This is a genomic window from Lawsonibacter celer, assembly GCF_014281125.1.
Classification (GTDB): domain Bacteria; phylum Bacillota; class Clostridia; order Oscillospirales; family Oscillospiraceae; genus Lawsonibacter_B; species Lawsonibacter_B celer.
On record NZ_JACOEA010000001.1, the window covers coordinates 330,132 to 345,447 of the forward strand.

20 protein-coding genes are annotated in these 15,316 nt (G+C 58.0%); 2 read left to right on the forward strand and 18 right to left on the reverse strand.

The window, feature by feature from the left end; genetic code table 11:
• Window positions 1-55 precede the first annotated feature (55 nt).
• Window positions 56-856 carry a CoA transferase subunit A gene (locus tag H9Q75_RS01550; RefSeq protein WP_186564402.1) on the forward strand — a complete coding sequence of 267 codons (801 nt, stop codon included), beginning with the start codon at window positions 56-58 and terminating at the stop codon, window positions 854-856.
• Window positions 856-1,578: a CoA-transferase subunit beta gene (locus tag H9Q75_RS01555; protein WP_186564403.1), complete on the forward strand. Its 723-nt coding sequence runs from the start codon at window positions 856-858 to the stop codon at window positions 1,576-1,578. The genes H9Q75_RS01550 and H9Q75_RS01555 overlap by 1 nt, the downstream gene beginning before the upstream one ends.
• A gap of 104 nt (window positions 1,579-1,682) precedes the next feature.
• Here the strand turns inward: H9Q75_RS01555 and H9Q75_RS01560 are convergent, their stop codons facing one another.
• The 18 genes from H9Q75_RS01560 to ylxM form a co-directional block, all read right to left on the reverse strand.
• Entirely contained in the window at window positions 1,683-1,832 is a 150-nt protein-coding gene (locus H9Q75_RS01560) for a hypothetical protein (RefSeq protein WP_243200638.1), read from the reverse strand.
• Between the two features lie 214 nt (window positions 1,833-2,046).
• Entirely contained in the window at window positions 2,047-2,274 is a 228-nt protein-coding gene (locus H9Q75_RS01565) for a hypothetical protein (RefSeq protein ID WP_186564404.1), read from the reverse strand.
• Window positions 2,267-2,422, reverse strand: a complete 156-nt coding sequence (locus H9Q75_RS01570) for a hypothetical protein (RefSeq protein ID WP_186564405.1) — start codon at window positions 2,420-2,422, stop codon at window positions 2,267-2,269. Before H9Q75_RS01570 ends, H9Q75_RS01565 begins: the two co-directional genes overlap by 8 nt.
• A gap of 299 nt (window positions 2,423-2,721) precedes the next feature.
• On the reverse strand, window positions 2,722-4,002 hold the full coding sequence (locus H9Q75_RS01575; RefSeq protein ID WP_186564406.1) for a glycosyl hydrolase family 18 protein: 1,281 nt from the start codon (window positions 4,000-4,002) through the stop codon (window positions 2,722-2,724).
• Between the two features lie 9 nt (window positions 4,003-4,011).
• The gene (locus H9Q75_RS01580; protein WP_186564407.1) at window positions 4,012-4,752 is read right to left on the reverse strand and encodes an N-acetylmuramoyl-L-alanine amidase; all 741 of its coding nucleotides are present in this window, start codon (window positions 4,750-4,752) and stop codon (window positions 4,012-4,014) included.
• An 82-nt stretch (window positions 4,753-4,834) separates the two neighbouring features.
• Entirely contained in the window at window positions 4,835-5,356 is a 522-nt protein-coding gene (locus H9Q75_RS01585) for a CarD family transcriptional regulator (RefSeq protein ID WP_186564408.1), read from the reverse strand.
• Between the two features lie 12 nt (window positions 5,357-5,368).
• The gene (locus H9Q75_RS01590; RefSeq protein WP_186564409.1) at window positions 5,369-5,608 is read right to left on the reverse strand and encodes a hypothetical protein; all 240 of its coding nucleotides are present in this window, start codon (window positions 5,606-5,608) and stop codon (window positions 5,369-5,371) included.
• A 218-nt stretch (window positions 5,609-5,826) separates the two neighbouring features.
• Window positions 5,827-7,602 carry a phosphoenolpyruvate carboxykinase (GTP) gene (locus H9Q75_RS01595; protein ID WP_243200639.1) on the reverse strand — a complete coding sequence of 592 codons (1,776 nt, stop codon included), beginning with the start codon at window positions 7,600-7,602 and terminating at the stop codon, window positions 5,827-5,829.
• A gap of 100 nt (window positions 7,603-7,702) precedes the next feature.
• On the reverse strand, window positions 7,703-8,554 hold the full coding sequence (gene rsmA, locus H9Q75_RS01600; protein WP_186564410.1) for a 16S rRNA (adenine(1518)-N(6)/adenine(1519)-N(6))-dimethyltransferase RsmA: 852 nt from the start codon (window positions 8,552-8,554) through the stop codon (window positions 7,703-7,705).
• 90 nt (window positions 8,555-8,644) lie between these two features.
• Entirely contained in the window at window positions 8,645-8,905 is a 261-nt protein-coding gene (locus tag H9Q75_RS01605; protein WP_186564411.1) for a zinc ribbon domain-containing protein, read from the reverse strand.
• A gap of 132 nt (window positions 8,906-9,037) precedes the next feature.
• Window positions 9,038-9,202, reverse strand: coding sequence for a helix-turn-helix transcriptional regulator (locus H9Q75_RS01610; RefSeq protein WP_243200640.1), 165 nt, complete (start codon window positions 9,200-9,202; stop codon window positions 9,038-9,040).
• A gap of 157 nt (window positions 9,203-9,359) precedes the next feature.
• Window positions 9,360-10,196: a DegV family protein gene (locus H9Q75_RS01615; protein ID WP_186564412.1), complete on the reverse strand. Its 837-nt coding sequence runs from the start codon at window positions 10,194-10,196 to the stop codon at window positions 9,360-9,362.
• 138 nt (window positions 10,197-10,334) lie between these two features.
• Window positions 10,335-11,087, reverse strand: a complete 753-nt coding sequence (gene trmD, locus H9Q75_RS01620; protein ID WP_186564413.1) for a tRNA (guanosine(37)-N1)-methyltransferase TrmD — start codon at window positions 11,085-11,087, stop codon at window positions 10,335-10,337.
• Window positions 11,080-11,580: a ribosome maturation factor RimM gene (gene rimM / locus H9Q75_RS01625; RefSeq protein ID WP_186564414.1), complete on the reverse strand. Its 501-nt coding sequence runs from the start codon at window positions 11,578-11,580 to the stop codon at window positions 11,080-11,082. The genes trmD and rimM overlap by 8 nt, the downstream gene beginning before the upstream one ends.
• Window positions 11,581-11,680: 100 nt before the next feature.
• Window positions 11,681-11,911, reverse strand: coding sequence for a KH domain-containing protein (locus tag H9Q75_RS01630; protein ID WP_186564415.1), 231 nt, complete (start codon window positions 11,909-11,911; stop codon window positions 11,681-11,683).
• 17 nt (window positions 11,912-11,928) lie between these two features.
• The gene (gene rpsP, locus H9Q75_RS01635) at window positions 11,929-12,168 is read right to left on the reverse strand and encodes a 30S ribosomal protein S16 (RefSeq protein WP_186564416.1); all 240 of its coding nucleotides are present in this window, start codon (window positions 12,166-12,168) and stop codon (window positions 11,929-11,931) included.
• 69 nt (window positions 12,169-12,237) lie between these two features.
• Window positions 12,238-13,587 carry a signal recognition particle protein gene (gene ffh / locus H9Q75_RS01640; protein ID WP_186564417.1) on the reverse strand — a complete coding sequence of 450 codons (1,350 nt, stop codon included), beginning with the start codon at window positions 13,585-13,587 and terminating at the stop codon, window positions 12,238-12,240.
• Between the two features lie 3 nt (window positions 13,588-13,590).
• Window positions 13,591-13,959 carry a YlxM family DNA-binding protein gene (gene ylxM / locus H9Q75_RS01645; RefSeq protein ID WP_186564418.1) on the reverse strand — a complete coding sequence of 123 codons (369 nt, stop codon included), beginning with the start codon at window positions 13,957-13,959 and terminating at the stop codon, window positions 13,591-13,593.
• Window positions 13,960-15,316: the final 1,357 nt, after the last annotated feature.

The following is a 15,316-nucleotide window of genomic DNA, read 5'->3' on the forward strand; positions in this document are numbered from 1 at the left end:
GGGAGACCCGAGAAGACAGAAAACATTCTGAAAAACAGACAAAGGAGGAAATCGAATGTCAAAACTTATGGACTTGTCCGCCGCAGTAGCAATGGTACAGGATGGGGACACCGTGGCCTTTGGCGGAAATGTTCTTTACCGCTCTCCCGTAGGGGCGGTCAAGGAGCTGATCCGCCAGGGGCGCAAGGAGCTACATCTGGTCAAGACCGCGATTGCCTATGAGGCTGACCTGCTGTGTGCCGCCGGCGCAGTAAAGGCGGTTACGGCCGGCTTCGTGGGGTATGAAGGGGAGTTCGGACTGTGCCGCTGGTACCGGAAGGGCGTGGAGTCCGGAGCCGTCCGGGCGTATGAAAACGCCTGCTATTCGGTCATCACCGCTCTGCGCGGGGCGATCTATGGCGTGCCCTTCCTGCCCATTCGTGGGATGAAGGGCTCTGACCTGCTGGATGCGGTGGGCTTTAAGAGCGTCACCTGCCCCTATACCGGGGAGGAGCTGGTGGCCATTCAGGCAATTGCACCCGATGTGGCGTTCCTGCATGTCCAGGAGGCGGATGAAGACGGAAACGCCTGCATCATTGGCCCCAGCTATGAGGATATGACCATTGCACGGGCGGCCAAAAAGCTCGTCCTCACCGCGGAAGAAATTGTCCCCGGCAGCTATTTTGCCGAGGATCCGCACCGCGCCGACATTCCCGCCGTGGTGACGACTGCCGTGGTCCATCTGCCCGGCGGGGCCAGGCCCTGCGCGGTCAGCGGCTGCTACGATGTGGACCGGGAGGAGCTGCGCGCGTTCCTGGACGGCAAGACGCCGGAAGCCGCCCTGGCCGCGGCGGGAATTGAAGGGGGGAAGCATTGATGAGTTCGAACAGCATTTCTCGTACGGCCGATTTGATGGTGACCGCCATCGCACGGGAGCTGAGGGAAGGGGAGAGCGTCTTCCATGGCCTGGCCTCGACGATTCCTCATATCGCGATTCAGATGGCGGACCGCTGCTACGGAAAAAATCTGAATTACGTGAACATCACCGGCGGGTATAAAATGCACCCGGAGGAGCTTCGGATTTCTACGGATGGCGACAACCTCTTCAAGGGAACCAAGTGCAGCTTTAACCTGACCGACATTTTTGACTTTGCGGCCCGCGGCCGCCTGGATACCGCCTTCCTGGGCGGCGTCCAGATTGATCAGACCGCGCACCTTAACAACTCCTGCATCGGCCCCTATGCAAAGCCGAAGGTGAAGCTTCCCGGCGGCGCGGGCAGCGCAGTGCTGGTGCCCAATGCGCATCGGGCACTGGTGTGGCGGACAAAGCACGATACCCGGACCTTTGTGGAGCATGTGGATTTTGTTACCAGCTTTGGTAATGTGGATAAGGTCTTTACCCCTCTGTGCGTTTTTGAAAAGCGTGGGGGCAAGCTGGAGCTTTCTCTGCTTTATCCCGGCGTTGCCTATGAGAAAGTCGTAGAAAATACAGGCTTTCCTGTTGGGGAGAATTATGCAGTCATGGAGGACTTGACCGACGAAGAACGCGCGTGCCTGGAGCGGCTTGATCCCAAGCGGAACAGGGATTCCGAATTTTAACAGATGCCAGGCAGAAAAACCGGAGGGCATAGAAGATTTATTCTTCTATGCCCTCCGGTTTAAGTGTAAAGACTTTGGCGGGAAATGCTCCGCGCTTTTTCTGTTCAGTTGGAGGCCAGATTCAGACGGGTCCCCTCCTCGGGCAAGCAGAAGGCCAGGTCGGGATTGATGTCAGCCATGGTCAGGTAGTCGCCGTAGTAGTAGGCGCCGATGGCGGCGGAGCCGCTCTGCATCTTCTCAAAAATTTCGTCCATAACATAGCTCTGCACCAGGACTTTTCCATTGAAAGTTTATCGGTTCATTTGTCAAGACTCCATAAAATTTTTGCTGCAAATTTCACCTGAGAAAGAGGCAGCTGTCATCATGACAACTGCCCCAAGAACGTATATATAAAATGGTCGGGTGAGAAAAAACCGGAAGACATACCCAAAAGTTGTCTTCCGGTTTTGCTTCTGATTTGCAGGGGATTTATTGGGAATCCAAAGGATCCAGGGCGGAATTGGAGGGAATGCTGGGGTCGGGCAGCTGCTGGTAGAGCACGCTGTCGATATCCCGGAGGTTGCGTGCCTGGTAGGCCTTAAGGTCTTCCAGCGTGCGGAAGGAGAGATTGCTGTGATCCAGGGCGACCTGGTCGCTCAGTGGAAGGGAGCGAAAGTAATCCAGCGCTTCCGGTGTGAGCGCAGCGTGGTCAAGCATGGCTCTCTCCCTCCGCAATAATGCGTTCCAGGCATGCCATCAGGTCATACATGTTTTCAAGCCGCACATCCATAGAGAGAATCGCGTTTTTCAGATCAACGGGCATGGATTCAAATTTGTCGCGGATCGCGGGATTTACGTAGGACATAAAATCACCTCGCCCTCAGTATGACCGTCTGGGGGGAAATTTATGCCTGACATCAAAAAACGCGTCCCGAAGGACGCGGAACTTTTGGTCTGTCCCTCCCGCGGGGAGCGATTGCCGCCCCGCGGGAGGACAGTGCTTGGTGTTGAAAGAGAGAGGGAAGAGAGGAGGAGTCATGTGTTTTTGTCTCTGGTATCCTGACGAGTATTATAATACCAGATTTCAGATGGAATTGATGAACCGTTTTCAAACTTGCTGTGAACAATTTATGAACGTAAAAATCGACCAAAAACGGGGCGGCTTCAGAGGTCCCGAATCTGATAGAGTCCGTTGAGTACCCGCCAATTCTGGGGAAAGGGGCGCATCACATTCCAATAGCCGGCGCCCCGCAGGCCATATTCGGGAATGAGGGCCAGCTTTGCCCGGATGCTGCGGGCATCTTCAAACCACACCTCGTGTACAACACCAGCGGCGTCCGTGTATCGGAACCAGGGGGACTGGGCGCGCTCATCATACTGGATTTCAGAGCCATGCTGGCGGGCCAGCTCCACTGCCTGTACCGAGGAGATGGAGCGGGCTTTGGTCTCACCGCGAATAAAAGGGAGCGGCCAGTCATAGCCATAGTTCGGCACACCTAGCCAAATTTTTGCCGCAGGCATTTCAGTGAGGGCATATTCCACCACCTGCCGTACGTTGGGGAGGGGAGCCACCGCCATAGGCGGGCCGTATGTATACCCCCACTCATAGGTCATGAGCAGCACTTCATTGGCTGCCGCCCCCAATGCGCCAAAGTCATGGCCCTCATAGAGCAGCCCCTGCTGAGTGGCTGAGGTCTTGGGCGCCAGCGCGACAATCACCGGATAGCCCAATGGATTGAGGCGGGCGGCCAGACGGCGGATAAAAGCGGCATAGGCCCCCGCGTCCTCGGGAAAGACATACTCAAAATCCACATCCAGCCCCCGATAGCCCTTTTCCTCCAGGGTGCGCTGGATCTGGTCTATCAGCGTGTTTTGGACAGTTAGGTCGGTCAGAGCAATATGAGCCAAGTCATTGGAAAAACCGCCCTCCTCCGTCAGGGTGGACAGATGCATGAGAGGGGCGGTACCGGCCTGGAGCGCCATTGCGATCAGTACCTCGTCGTCCAGGGGGACCAGCGCACCTGTGGGGGTAAAACCATAGGTAAACGGGGTGAGAAAGGTAAGATAGGGAAGTGTGGCCTGCAGCAGGCTTTTGTCGATATAAGGATAGGCGTAGCCGTTGACGGATAAGGTACCCTCTTTGGTGCCCCGGTAGGAGAGCACCAGGGTAAGGTCCGGATAGAGCAGGGGGCGCCCGCCCAGAATAGGATTATTCCGATACAGCTGCCGAAGGCTGACTCCATATTGACGGGCAATCGCGTCCAGCGTTTCACCGGGGCGCACGGTGTGGGTGCGCTCCGGGAACTGGATGACCAGAGCCTGCCCTACCACCAGGGTGTCCGAGGGCTCCAACCCATTATCCGTCAGAAGAAAGGAAAGGGGGACACCGTATTCACGGGCCAGATTATAGGGCGTATCCCCCGGCCGTACTACATGGATTACCATGGCGGCCTCCTAAATCAGTGTGATGAAGTCAGAACTGGCCCAGCCGACCAAATTGTCGAAGCGAACCACATACCAGCCCTGCCACTGATTGAGCACTGTCAGCCGGGCTCCGTCATAGGCGCGGGCCAAGACCGGTGCGGCGGGATCGGGGCGGTCGCGGATGTTGAGATAGCCCCAGGACACATCCACCACAGCGGGCCTGGGCAGCATGGGCTCCAGGAAGGGCAGGCCGAAAAATTCGGTCAGGGAGAGGACGATATTGCGGGCGGCGGAGTCCAGGTTGTTTGTGATCCAGACGGCGTCGTCCCGGTTGTCATGATAACCCAGCTCGATAAAGACAGATGGCGCCCGCACCAGGCGCACCTCGCCGACACTGGTGGTGGGCTCCGCGCGCACATTGTTCGGGAGAGGATAGATATTCTTCAGCCCGTCAGCAATCAGCGTAGCCGCCCGCTGGCCCTGTGCGGACCCAGGGAAGTAGAACACCAGAATGCCCCGCACCTGGCCATACCGCCCCTCGGGCGCGGCATTGGAGTGGAGCGCCAGATGCAGGTCATAATTCCCTGCGTTGGAGGCGCGGATCGAGGACGCGGCCGTCATGTCAGGGGTGTTTCGGCTGTAACGGATGCCGGAAGCGGTGAGGTAGGGCTCCATTGCGTCAGCCAGACGGTTCATCCATTCCTCCTCTGTGCCTCCGGTAACATAGAGATTGTTTTCTTGTGTGGATGGAGAAAGATAGATCACAGGCATGGGGATACCTCCTTTTTCCTATCCTATGCGTCCCGAGAAAAAATGACAGCGGGCGGAGCATTGCTCCGCCCGCTGAGGGGCCTCAGGGTACGGAAGGCGGCTCATCCTTCAATACCTGCCGGATATATTGGGGGACCTCCTCCAGCGGGATTCCGAGGGAGATGGACAACTCCCCATAGAGCAGCTCCTCTGCGCGCTTCTGGTAGCGCCCCTCTACCTTGCCGGGCCTCCGGCCATTTTTTCGGGCTGCGCTGTTTCTGCTGTGGATGGTCTTGAGCAGGCGCACCAGATCCCGGCAGCTGTTGGCGTGAAAGGAGTCCTGATAGTAGCGGGAAAGGGTCTGAACATTCTTCACCTCCACAATATGTTCTTCTGGGATGGAAGGAAAGCAGCGAATCAGCTGCTGAGCCTCTGCTTTTGTAAGCACCGGCCGCATCGCCACTCTGGAATCCACGGGTGCGTAGATTGTTTCAGAGCTGTAAACGGGCTGCAGGGTATAGTAGGTGCGCGGCCGGCTGCCCTGCGCGGCTTCCGGTGAGCCGACTGCCAAAACTCTGCATACACCGCTGGAGCCGTATACGATAAACTCACCAGTGTGATACATCGCGCGCCCCGATCAGTCCAAGTAGGAGCCACAGCGGTAGAAATTATACTGTCGCTTCAATTTAAGCACGATGGAGCCGTCGGGCTGCAGCGTTTCCTCTTCTATTTTATACAAAATGCCGCGCCGTTCCAGACTGGCCTTGTACTGGGAAAGCTCCTGACGTGCCGACTTGGCAGACTGTTCGGGGCTTACATCGTCACTGCAGGTAAAAAGAATCGTCTGAGACAGACAGGCGCTTTGAATCCGCTTCATGGCATAATCCTCCTAATTTTGATAAGATAATTATACCATTTTGCGGTTTTGAAACGCTAACAGAACTTTTTGGGAAAAATCATTTTTGTTGATTCTGCGCAGGAGGGCTGCGGGGAGCTTTTGTGTAAAATGCGCATAACGGGCTTTTGCCGGCAGAAAAAGGAAAGCCCGTCCGTCCCGCAGAGGGGATGGACGGGCTTTGCGGAACCAGTCCGCGCTCAGTCCAGGCGGCGCTCCAATGCGTCCAGCTGGGCGGAGAGTGCAGAGGGCAGCGTACGGCCAAACTTGCTGTAAAAGGCGCGGATCCCCGCGGCTTCTTCCTTCCAAAGTTCTGTGTCCACGTTGAGCAGGCCCTTCAGCGTGTCCAAATCGACGCCGGAGTCCTCCAAATCAATATCCTGGGGCTTGGGCAGATAGCCGATCGGCGTTTCGTCTGCGCCGACCTCATCAAAGCAGCGCTTCATAATCCACACCAGCACCCGCAGATTTTCACCGAAACCGGGCCAGATGAAATGGCCCTCGTCGTCGGTCCGGAACCAATTGACATGAAAGATCTTTGGGGCCCGGCCGGTTACCACCGTACCCATGTGGAGCCAGTGCTGCCAATAGTCGCCCATGTTGTAGCCGCAGAAGGGGAGCATGGCCATGGGGTCCCGGCGCACCACGCCGACCGCACCCGCAGCGGCGGCAGTTGTCTCAGAGGCCATGGCGGAGCCCACAAACACGCCGTGTTCCCAATCGAAGGACTGGTAGACCAGAGGGGCGGTCTTGGCCCGGCGGCCGCCGAAGACAATGGCACTCAAGGGAACGCCCCTGGGATTTTCAAATTCCGGAGAAAGGCAGGGGCAGTTCTTGGCCGGGGCGGTAAAGCGGGAGTTTGGGTGGGCTCCCTTCTCAGCGGAGACGGTGCCGTCCCAGGGATTCCCCTTCCAGTCGACGGCGTTTTTGGGCGGATTTTTGTCAAGCCCTTCCCACCAGACCGTGTTGTCGTCCAGATTGCGGACCACGTTGGTAAAAATCGTGTCCTTCTGAGTGGTATGCAGGGCGTTTGGGTTGGACTTTTCGTTGGTACCAGGGGCCACGCCAAAGAAGCCGTACTCCGGATTCATGGCCCACAGGCGGCCGTCCTCTCCGACACGAATCCACGCGATATCGTCGCCGACGCACCACACCTTCCAGCCCTGCTGCCGATAGCGGGCCGGGGGTATGAGCATGGCCAGATTGGTTTTTCCGCAGGCAGAAGGGAAGGCGGCGGCCAGATAGTGGACCTCGCCCTTTGGATTCTGGATCCCCAGAATCAGCATATGCTCAGCCATCCAGCCCTCCCGGCGACCCTGGGCGGAGGCGATCCGCAGGGCAAAGCATTTCTTGCCCAGCAGGACGTTTCCGCCATAGGCAGAGTTGACGGACATGATGGTGTTATCTTCGGGGAAATGCACAATATAGCGGTTTTCCGGGTCGACATCCGCCTTCGCATGGAGCCCCTTGACATAGTCGGGGCTGTCCCCAAGGGCATCCAGCACCTGCCGGCCCACCCGTGTCATAATGTTCATATTGAGTACGACATAGATGGAATCGGTCAGTTCAATCCCGTATTTGGCAAACGGAGAACCTACAACGCCCAGGGAGTAGGGGATTACATACATGGTGCGGCCCTTCATCGACGCGGTGTACAGCTTTTTCAGCTTGGCGTACATCTCGTCCGGAGCCATCCAGTTGTTGGTGGGGCCCGCATCCTCCTGACGCCGGCTGCAGATATAAGTACGGTCCTCAACCCGGGCCACGTCGTTGACTGCCGTGCGGTGCAGATAGCAGCCGGGAAGCTTTTCCTCACTGAGCTTTTCCAGTTCGCCTGAGGCAACGGCCTCGGCACGCAGTGCGTTTAGCTGGGCTTGTGAACCATCAATCCAGACGATTTGATCCGGCTGAGTCATTGCAGCCATCTCGTCAATCCAATTCAAAATTGCCGTGTTTTCCGTCAAAGCCAAAGCCATTACCTCCCATGGAATATAATATGCTTTATTCTATGTGAATAATTAGGAAAATGCAAGCAAATTTTTTGAAATTGCAAGAATGAAAAAACTCCCTTGGATTTCAAGGGAGTTTTTGGGCAATTTTGGCAAAATCCGAAATTTCAAGTCTTTCCCCCCGCACATCAGAGGGAAGGCCCACAGACTCGATCAGGGATTTGAGCTCGTCCTTTGACATCCTGCTGCCAAATACAGCATACAAGCTGTTGAGCAGTGTCTTGCGTCTCTGAGCGAAGGACGACCGTACCACCCGGAAAAAGGAGGTGTCATCCACTAGGTCTTGAGCAGGCTCGTGGCGGGGTACGAAGCGGATCACAGAAGAGGTGACCTTGGGCGCGGGAAGAAAACAGTCCGGCGGTACGTCGAAGAGCACTTGCGGCGTGGTGTAATACTGGCAAAAGACAGAAAACGCACCATAGTCCGGCGTGCCGGGTGCGGCGGCACAGCGGCGGGCCACCTCCCGCTGGATCATGACGGTAATGGAGGCGAAGAGACCAGACTCAATCAGCGCGGTAAGGACGGGGGTGGTAATATTATAGGGCAGATTGGCACACACAATGGGGGTGAGGCCGGCCAGCTTTTCGGTGACCAGGGCGGCCAAATCAGCCTTCAGGATATCGCCTGAAAGGACCTCCGTGTTGCCGTAAGAGGAGAGCGTCTCCGCCAGAATGGGCAGAAGGGCTTCGTCCAGCTCCAGACAGACCACCCGGCCGGCGCGCTGGGCCAACTGTACGGTCAGCGGCCCTATACCGGGGCCGATCTCCAGAACGCCGGTCTGAGGGCTCGCTCCAGAGGCCTCCGCAATGTCCCTGGGCACCCAGCTCTCTATTAAAAAATTTTGGCCCATGCTTTTGGAGAAGCGGAACCCATGCCGGGCGAGAAGGGTTTTAATCTCATTGCTGTTACACAGATCCATTGCAGACCACCTCGTATTCCTTGTATAAACGCAATAGAGCCAGTATAACGGAGGAAGCCTGGTACGTCAAGCGGACGTACCGGGCTGGTTTTATTTTTTCCACCGCAGCAGAAGCGGGAAAAACTGGTGCATCCGTTCCCGCGCCTGCTGGGCCGCCATACCCGGGTTGGCCTGTACCATCATGAGCGTGCAGAAGTCAATCATTTCCTTCATCGTCATACCACTGGTGAAAGCGCCGTTTTGATAGCAGTATTTGCAGTAGTGGGGGTTGGGGGAGCTGTCTGCCTCACAGCCATGGATGGCCGAGTCGTGGAGCGGCATGCTGCAGGACTGACAAAATTCCAGCTCCATCGCGTTTTCCTTCTGTATGTGAGATGCCATCGTGGTATCATACATATCCCGACAACCTGCGTCAGGATATGTATACCCGGTAGGAGAGCGCGGGAGAGAAGTGCAGACCAAGGGATGGGGGTCTCATCTGGCTCAATGGGCGGCGCGGCTGAGCACGTAGTGGTCCATCAGGGCCACGCCGCCTCCTTTCCCTCGCACCGCGTAAATGGGAACGCCAGCCGCGGAGAGGGCGTCCACATCCCGGTAGACGGTGCGTTCGGATACCTCAAAGTGCTGCGCCAGCTCCCGGGCGGTCATGCGCCCCGGTCCAGCAGTAGATAGACCAGCTGAAACAGTCGGCTCTAAGACAAGAAGCGTCACCGCTCAGCAATCGAATATTTGTTTGATTATAGCATGGGCCGGGATAAAAAACAACCGCCCGAAGGAATCCTCCTTCGGGCGGGACAGAAAAGCTTCAATAGGCGGCTACCACACCGCCGTCATTGGCATAAACGGTGGAGATCCCCCCAGTGTCGCTGATTACGATCTCGCTGAACCGGCACTGTCTAAGCGCCAGTTCCTTGAGATAAAAGGCGCGGTCCAGACAGTTGCAGTGGGTGATCGCCAGCCGGCGGCCCTCATGGGACGGGTCGGCGGCCATAAGCGCGACCATCTTGGCCAGCGCCTGCTTGACGGAAAGGGCCTGGCCCTTCTTGCAGATCTCTCCCTCGGGTGTGGCACCCATGAGCAACTTGACCTTCAGGGCGCTGGTCACCAGGGTCTGCAGCTTGGACAGCCGGCCGGCCTTGCGCAGATTGTCCAGGGTCTCCAGTACAAAATAGGTCTCCATCTCATTGATATAGCGGGAGACATGGCTGACCACCGTGGTAAAGTTCATGCCGGACTGGGTCAGCTCCCGGATCTTCAGGGCCACCAGAACCTCACCTGCGGAGGCGGAGCAGGAATTGAAAATATGCACACGGGCATTGGGGTGCTCCTCCAGCCACATCTCCCTGGCCTGGGCGGCGCTGTTATGGGAGCCGGAGAGGAGCGCGGAGAGGGTGACCACATAGAGATCGTCCACGCCGCAGTCAAAGGCGTCCAGGTACTGTGCAGGGGAGGGACAGGCGGTTTTGGGCGCCTCTTCGCTTTCCCGCATCAGCCAGAGCAGGGCGTTTTGGTCAAAAGAGCTGTCGTCCACTACCACATGCGGCCCCACATGAATGGTCAATGGTACGCTGGTAAAGCACGCTTCACGGAGCTGGGCCTGGGTCAAATCACAGCAGCTGTCGACAATAATCTTAAAACTCATTGTTAAAATCCCTCTGTGTGGTATTTAAAATTAGATCTTTGATTTGTCGACATTCTAGCATGTTCCGGCGGAAAAGTAAAGGGGAAAACTGTAAACAAACAAAAAACGGACCGCCGGAAAAGGCGGTCCGTGAAAGGGCTATTTCTCCGGCTCAATTTCTGCTTCCAGCTCCCGGAGCAGCTTCTGGTCCTCTTTTGAGGAGAGGTCCAGCTTGGCATACAGGTCCGGGCGGCGCAGGCGGGTGCGCAGGATGGATTGCTTGCGCCGCCACTGCTCCACCAGCTTGTGATTTCCGGAGCGGAGCACATCGGGCACCCGCCGGCCGTGCCACTCCTCCGGGCGGGAGTACTGCGGGTATTCCAGCAGGCCGTTCCAGTGACTCTCATTCTCAAAGCACTCCGGGTCGGAGAGTACGCCGGGCACCAGCCGGGCCACCGCGTCGGCCACCACCATGGCGGGTAGCTCCCCGCCGGTGAGCACAAAATCACCGATGGAGATCTCCTCATCCACGCACTCCTCAATAAAACGCTCGTCAATGCCCTCATAGTGGCCGCACACCAAAATCAGATGGCAATAATCATCTCGCAGCCGCCGGGCGTCGGTCTCCGTAAAGGTCCTGCCCGCGGGAGAGAGATAGATGGTGTGCCCCGGACCATAGGTGTCTGTGATGTGCTTCCAGCACTGGTAGAGGGGATCGGCCTGCATGACCGCGCCTCGACCGCCGCCGTAGGGATAGTCATCCACCTGCTTCTGTCTGTTGAGGGTGTAGTCCCGGATCTGGTGGGCCTCGATGCGGAGAATATCCCGCTCCTGGGCACGGCCCAGGACAGACTCGTTCATCATGTCGCCCACGGTCAGATCAAACAGGGTCATAATGTCGATCTCATACATCCGTCTGCATCCCCTCAATCAGCCGCACCTTGATATAGCCACCCTCCACGTTGGTCTCCACCAGAAACTCATCCACAGCGGGGATCATGTACTCGTGAGCGCCCTTGACCACATAGACCTCATGGGCCGGAGGGGTGAGCACATCGGCTACCACGCCTAGCCGCTCGCCGCTGTCCGCGTCGATCACATCCAGACCCATCAGGTCGGCGAGAAAATGCCGCCCCTCGGGCAGGACGACGTTGGTACGGTCGATGAACACGGTTTTGCCCTTGAGCCTCATAGCCTCGTTCACATCTCCAACGCCCTCCAATGCAGCAAGTACATTTCCTTTATGGGGCCTGGCGGAGAGGACCTTGACAGGGGTTTTATCAATATACAGTGTATCAAACCGGCAGAGAAATTCCGCGGAGTCACACCAGGGGACGATTTTGAGCTCACCCCGTACGCCGTGGGTATTGACGATCTGCCCGGCCTCAAGAAATTGTTTTTTCATCGGTATCACCTTTTCACATCAGAAGGAGGATGGAAACAGCCGGCCGACCATCCGGTCGGCCGGCTGTTTCCGGTTTGGAGGGAACGGATTCCCGCCAAACTCAGTCCACGATTTCCACAGAGACTTTTGTGCCCTGGCGCTGGGCTACGGAGCGCATCAGTGTGCGGATCTCCTTGGCGATGCGGCCCTGACGGCCAATCACCTTGCCCATGTCCTCAGGGGCCACCCGGAGCTCCAGGACGGTCTCGCCCTCGCCGGCGTGCTCAGTGACGTTCACCGCATCCGGGTGATCCACCAGGCCGCGGGCGATATATGTGAGCAGTTCCTTCATGTTGCCAAGGACCTCCATTAGATGGCGCCGGCCTTCTTCAGCAGGGCGCGGACAGTCTCGGTGGGCTGAGCACCGGTCTTGATCCAGGCCTGAGCGCGGTCGGAATCCACCTTGATCTCGGCGGGATTGGTCAGGGGGTTGTAAGTGCCGATCTCCTCGATGAAACGGCCGTCGCGGGGATAACGGGAGTCAGCCACCACGATGCGGTAGAAGGGAGCCTTCTTGGCGCCCATCCGGCGCAGTCTGATTTTAACCATTTATTTTCACCTCCATATGAATCTTTACACATTTATTTGGAAACGCGCCAACCGCGCGCTTACCACGGCTCAAAAGGGAAATCCGCCCGGCATTCGGCCCATTTTTCCCATCCGGCGCTTCATCCGTCCGCCGGAGAACTGCTTGCTCATCTGCTGCATCAGCTCAAATTGCTTGAGCAGACGGTTGACATCCACCACCTGGGTGCCGGAGCCGGCGGCAATACGCTTTTTCCGGCCGCTGTTGAGCAGGGAGGGGTTCTCCCGCTCGGCAGGGGTCATGGAGAGAATAATGGCCTCGGTGCGGGTAAGGGCCTTCTCGTCTACACTGGCGCCCTCCAGCGCCTTGGCGTTGACTCCGGGAAGCATGCCGGCAATATCGCTGAGAGAACCCATACCCTTGATCTGCACCAGCTGATCGTAAAAATCTGCCAGAGTGAATTTGTTTTTGCGCAGCTTCTGCTCCAGCTCAGCGGCCTTTTTGGCGTCAAAATTCCGCTCCGCCTTCTCGATGAGAGAGAGCATGTCGCCCATACCCAGGATACGGGAGGCCATGCGGTCCGGATGGAATACCTCAATATTGTCCAGCTTCTCGCCCATGCCCACAAATTTAATTGGCTTTCCGGTGACCGCGCGGATGGACAGGGCCGCGCCGCCGCGGGCGTCGCCGTCCAGCTTGGTGAGCATCACGCCGGTGAGGTCCAGGGCTTCATCAAATGCCTTGGCGGCATTGACCGCGTCCTGGCCGATCATAGCGTCTACAATCAACAGAATTTCCGTGGGCTCAATGGCCGCTTTCATGGTCTTGAGCTGCTGCATCAGCTCCTCGTCCACATGGAGCCGGCCGGCGGTGTCGATCAGCACTAGGTCGTTGCCGTGCTTTTTCGCGTGCTCAATGCCCGCCTTTGCGATGTCTACCGGGTCGTTCTGCCCCATCTGGAACACCGGCACATCCACCTGCTTGCCAACCACCTCCAGCTGGGTGATGGCGGCGGGACGGAAGGTGTCGCAGGCGACCAGCAGAGGCCGTTTGCCGTTCTGCCGCTTCATATAGCCCGCCAGCTTGGCACCGTTGGTGGTTTTGCCGGCGCCGTTGAGGCCCACCAGCATGACCACCGTTGGGGGCTTGGAGGAAATGGTCAGCTTGGCGCTCTCGCCGCCCATCAGGGCAGTCAGCTCCAGATTGACGATCTTGACAATCATCTGGGCCGGAGTCAGACTCTCCAGCACCTCGCTGCCAACGCAGCGCTCCGTGACCCGGGCGATAAAGTCCTTGACGACCTTATAGTTTACGTCGGCCTCCAGCAAGGCCATACGAATTTCCTTCATAGAGGCCTTTACGTCAGCCTCAGACAAGCGGCCCTTGCCCCGCAGCTTTTTAAAAGTGGCGGAGAGCTTTTCGGTTAAGCCTTCAAATGCCATGCATTACTCCTGTTTCAACTGGGAGAGAACACCCTGGATCTGTGTGCACAGCCCCTCCAGCGTGTCGTCCTGATAGCGGGTCTCGTTGAGTTCACAGATGCCATTGAGCGCGGTCTGGATGGCGAGAAACTGGTCCTGCATCTGGTGAAAGCGCTTGACGATACCGGTTTTATCCTCCAGCTCCGTGAGGATGGCCTCGGCACGGACGATCACATCCCGCACGCCCTGACGGGTGATACCGTAATTCTCCGCGATCTCGGCCAGGGAGAGATCCTCGTTGTAATAGAGGTCGTAAAACTCCTTCTGCCGGTCGGTGAGCATATCGCCGTAGAAATCGTAGAGCAGGGCCATACGATAGGCCTGATTTTTCAACGGTCGCAGCCTCCTCTCGTATTTCTGTAAAGCTTAAAAACTTTACAACAAGAGTGATAATACTACATTTTGGGGATCTTGTCAAGTGGTAAAACCGTTTTAAGCGGGAAATTCTGTGTGTTTGCAATGGGTGTGTGCCGCATAATTCCCACGGAACGGGAAAAACTGGCCAGTGAATCTGCAGATCTGGGAGGTAAAGCATGGAACAGGGGCGATTGGGGGCGCGCACGTCGGGCGGGCTGGAACTGAAAGGGCACACCGACGGCAGGCGGACGGCGCGGGCCCTCCGCCGGGCGCTGGAAGAGCTGGAGGATACCTATCGCTCGCTCAGCCGGCATGCTCAGGGGTGGCGGAACACGCCGCCCGCCGCGGAATGGCTGCTGGACAACTGGTATCTGGCCCAGCGGGAGGGACAGGAGGCCGTCCGATGCCTGAAGCGGGCGAAACGCCTGCGCCGGACTGGACGGGGGCTGGATTACCCCTCTGCCCTGGCACGCCCTCTGGTGGAGGAGGGCGGGACTCTCACGGCGGAGGGCCTGGAGGCCTATCTGGAGGGGGTGCAGCGGACAAAGCCTCTCTCCGAGGAGGAGCTGGCCCATTTCATCCCGGCCCTGCGGGGGGAGCTGGTGCGCCGTCTTGCGGAGCTGTGCACTCGGGCGGACTGGGAGGACGAGGGGCTGGCCGCGGCTCTGGAGGCGGCCTTTACCGGCCTGCGCACCCTGGCCAACGCCAATCTGGGGCCCTTGCTGGAGCGGGTGAGTACGGTGGAGCGCACCCTGCGGCAGGACCCATCCGGGGCTTATCCCCGGATGGATGACACCACCCGCGCCCGCTATCGGGCCCAGCTGTGCCACTTGGCCAGGCGGCAGAAGAAAAGTGAGGCGGAGACCGCCCGGGCGCTGCTGGAGCAATGCCGCCGGGCGGAGGGCCAGGCGCGCCATGTGGGCTGGTTTTTGTTTCGGCGACCCATGGGAAAGCCGGCGAGAATTGCTCAGGGTGGGCTTTACCTGGCGGGAATTCTGCTGCCTACCCTGTTTTTCGTGCTTCTGCTGGGCTTTTTGCTCCACAGCTGGGCGGTGACGTTGCTGCTGCTCCTGCCTGTGTCCGACATTGTAAAAAATGTCCTGGACTTTCTGATCGTACGGCTGGTGCGGCCCCGGCCCGTCCACCGCATGGCTCTGGAGGATGGGATACCGGAGGAGGGAAAGACCCTCTGCGTCATTGCGGGACTGCTCACTGGCGAGCGCTCCGGGCAGGAATATGCCGCACTGCTGGAGCGCTACCGCCTGGCCAACCGGGACGCGGGGGAACAGCTGCTTTTTGGGCTGTTGTCCGATCTGCCTGACCGGCCGCTTCC